Below are 3,185 nucleotides of genomic sequence, written 5' to 3'. Positions count from 1 at the left end.
CGGCGACGCCGTCGACGGTGCCTGTGCCGGGGGTGTCTGTGACGGTGCCCCGGACGTGGGCCCGGACGCGGGCCCGGACGCGGCTCCGCCGCCCGCGCCGCCCGGCGCCACCGGACCCTCCGGCCCGAACCCCTCGGGCAGCGGCCCCAGTTGGTCGAAGACCTCGATGACCTCCTGCTCGCCCGTGCCCTCCGGGTCGAGCATCTCCGCGGCCGCCGCGAGTGCCTTGCGCGCGCCCGTCGCCGTACGGAAGCGGTGCTGCGGGTCCGGCTGGAGGAGCTGGCCCAGCACCTGCCACAGCGGCTCCGGTACGCGCTCGGGCGCGGGCGGCACCCCGTGCTCGTAACGGGCCACCATCTCCATCGAGTCGGGCTTCTCCCCCGTCAGCAGATACAGCGCGACGAGCCCCACGGCGAACAGGTCGGCGGTGAAGTCCGGCTCGGCGCCCATGAGTTGTTCCGGCGCGAAGTAACCCGGCGTGCCCACCACGAAGTTGGTGTCCGTGAGCCGCGGCTCGCCCTTGCGCATCGAGATGCCGAAGTCCGAGAGACGCAGATGGGGACGGCCCTTGCCGGTGGGCTCCAGCAGGATGTTGGCGGGCTTGATGTCGCGGTGCACGACGTCCTCCGCGTGCACCGCGGTGAGCCCGGCGAGGAGCTGGTCGAGCAGTACGCACACGAAGCGCGGCGGCAACGGCCCGTAGTCGCCGATGAGATGGGAGAGCGAACCGCCGCTGATCAGGTCCATGGTGAAGAGGACCTTGTCGTCGTCGGCGGCCCAGGAGGCCGGTGCCAGGACGTGCGGATGGTCGATGCGCAGGGCCTGTTCGCGCACGAACCGCAGCAGCGAGTGTGCGTCGCTCTGCTGGAGCACCTTGGCCGCGACATAGCGCTTGCGCCGCCGGTCCCACGCGCGCCAGACCGCGCCGACCCCGCCGCGTCCGATCGGGTCGGCCAGTTCGTACCGCCCGGCGAACACCTCACCCATGACGTGCGCCCCCCTGAGCCTGTGCGGCCCGTCAGTTCTGATGCGACTCGTAGTGCTTGACGGCGTCCGCGGTGCGCCCCGCCCCGTACACCCGGAGGAACTCTGCCAGTTCCGGGTGTGTGGAGGCGAGGGTGGCCGAGGCGTCCAGGATGTCCGCCGCGTCGGAGACGGAACGCAGCAGCGCCTGGATCTCGCGTACCACCCGCTTGACCGGCGTCTGCGACGCCGTGCCCGAAGAGGCCGTCTGCGCCTGGCTGTTGAGGACGCTGCCGCCCGCGTTGCGCCGTACCTCGTCCATGCGCTGTGTGGCGTCCGCGGCGCTGACCTCGCCGCGCGCCACCTCCGCCGCCAGCTCCTGGAGCGCCTGCACCCGCTGTACGACGGCGGGGTTGCCGATCTTCGCGCGCTGCCCGCTCATCAACTGCGAGAGCATGGGGGCGGACAGGCCCAGCACCGAGGCCAGCCGGGCCTGGTTGAGGCCGAGATCGTCGATGAGCCGGCGGAAGAGCGTGCCCAGCGGCTCGCCGTACCACTGACTCTGCAGCTCACGTGCCTTGGCCGTCGCTTCCTGCTGTGCTGCGTCCATCACGTCTCCCCTGGACTCCCCTGGCACTTCGCTGACGCGAACTTGCGTGCATCCTACGGAGAGCGGCCGACGGCGGGCGATACCCGGTCTGAATCAACTCGGGGGAGCCGGTACTCTTGTGCCCAGCGGGGCCTTAGCTCAGTTGGTAGAGCGCTGTCTTTGCATGGCAGATGTCAGGGGTTCGACTCCCCTAGGCTCCACGGTCCGAGGGCGGCCCGGTGCGCGGTGAGCGCGCGGCGGGCCGCCCTCGTCGTGTGTACGCGGGGACGGCGCGGATCCGCGGTCTCTCGTACGGGTCCGCCGCCGCTTCCCCCGGCGCTCTTCACCCGCGCGAAGCCGCCTCCCGTACGGGCTCCGCCGTCATCGGCCGCGGGCCCGCAGAAAGCGGTCCGCGCCCTCCGCGAGGTCCACCAGCGGCTCGGGATAGTCCAGCGCGGCCCGTTCCCGCTCGGGAAGCCGCCAGGGACGGTGCACGTACGGGCCGTCCACGCCCGCGAGTTCGGGCACCCAGCGGCGTACGTACGTACCGTCCGGGTCGAACCGCCGGGCCTGGGTGAGCGGATTGAGTACGCGGTTGGGCCGGGTGTCGTTGCCGGTGCCCGCCACCCACTGCCAGTTGAGCTGGTTGTTCGCGACGTCGCCGTCCACGAGCAGGTCGAGGAAGTGCCGGGCACCGATCCGCCAGTCCGTGTAGAGCGTCTTGGTCAGAAAGCTCGCCGTGAGCATCCGCGCCCTGTTGTGCATCCACCCCTCGTGCAGGAGCTGCCGCATCGCCGCGTCCACCAGGGGGTAGCCGGTGCGGCCCTCGCGCCAGGCCGCGACCTCCTTCTCGTCGTGGCGCCAACTGTCGCCGTGCGGACGGTAGTCGGACCATGCGGCGGCGGGACGGGCGGCCAGCACCTGGTGGTGGAAGTCCCGCCAGGCGAGCTGGCGTACGAAGGCGTCCGGGCCCTCGCCGCCGCTCCGCCGGGCCCGCCGTACGAGTTCGACGGGCGAGAGCGTCCCGAAGTGCAGATGCGGAGAGAGCCGCGAGGTGCCGTCGCCCGCGAGGTCGTCCTGCTGCTGCGCGTACGCCGCCATCGGGCCCTTCCGCCACGACTCGAAGCGCGCACGGCCCTCGCGTTCGCCGCCCCGTGCGAGCCCCGGCGAGACCCCGCTCACCTTCGCACGGGACGGGAGGCGGGCCGAGGCGAGGGACCGGGGCACCCGTACCGTGCGCGGCGGCTTCAGCACCGTCCGCCGGCTTCCCTCCGTCCACCGACGGAAGTAGGGCGTGAAGACGGCGAAGTGGTCGCGGCCGCGCCCGGACGGCGTGACCTCGCCCGGCGGCAGGGCCGTGACCACCGCGTCGTGTACGCACAACTCCCGCCCGTCCGCGGCCAGTCGGCGCCGCAGCCGCTCCTCGCGCCGCTGGGCGTAGCGGCTCACGTCGCCCGCGAGGTGCACCTGCCCGGCGCCGCACTCGGCCGCCACGGCGCATGTCTCCTCGGCGACGTCGCCCTCGCGCAGCACCAGCCGCCCGCCGCGCTCCCGCAGCCCCTCGTCGAGGTCGGCGAGGCAGTCCGCGAGGAAGGCCCGCCGGTTGGGCACGTCGAACCCGGCGGCGTGCACG

Annotated in this window: 3 protein-coding genes and 1 tRNA gene; 1 reads left to right on the top strand and 3 read right to left on the bottom strand. The window is 72.9% G+C overall.

The features are described 5' to 3' along the window. Both AN218_RS22085 and AN218_RS22080 read right to left on the bottom strand, forming a co-directional pair. Positions 1-987: serine/threonine-protein kinase (locus AN218_RS22085; protein WP_070018634.1), on the bottom strand; the 987-nt coding region annotated here is incomplete at its 3' end. Positions 988-1,018: 31 nt separating this feature from the next. Further along, positions 1,019-1,573: a helix-turn-helix domain-containing protein gene (locus AN218_RS22080; protein ID WP_070018633.1), complete on the bottom strand. Its 555-nt coding sequence runs from the start codon at positions 1,571-1,573 to the stop codon at positions 1,019-1,021. Between the two features lie 127 nt (positions 1,574-1,700). Between AN218_RS22080 and AN218_RS22075 the strand changes: the two genes are divergently transcribed. Then, positions 1,701-1,773: transfer RNA gene (locus tag AN218_RS22075), tRNA-Ala, on the top strand. A gap of 160 nt (positions 1,774-1,933) precedes the next feature. On the opposite strand, the gene AN218_RS22070 is transcribed toward AN218_RS22075, so the two are convergent. After that, a partial coding sequence (locus AN218_RS22070) for a cryptochrome/photolyase family protein (RefSeq protein ID WP_107421534.1) occupies positions 1,934-3,185 on the bottom strand: 1,252 nt, incomplete at its 5' end.

The organism is Streptomyces nanshensis (genome assembly GCF_001751255.1).
Classification (GTDB): Bacteria; Actinomycetota; Actinomycetes; order Streptomycetales; family Streptomycetaceae; genus Streptomyces; species Streptomyces nanshensis_A.
This window is presented reverse-complemented; position numbering and strand designations above follow the sequence as displayed.

What these genes read in the sequence shown, in the direction of transcription:
- AN218_RS22080 (WP_070018633.1), bottom strand. Translation starts at nt 1,573, where the DNA reads ATGGACGCAGCACAGCAGGAAGCGACGGCCAAGGCACGTGAGCTGCAG.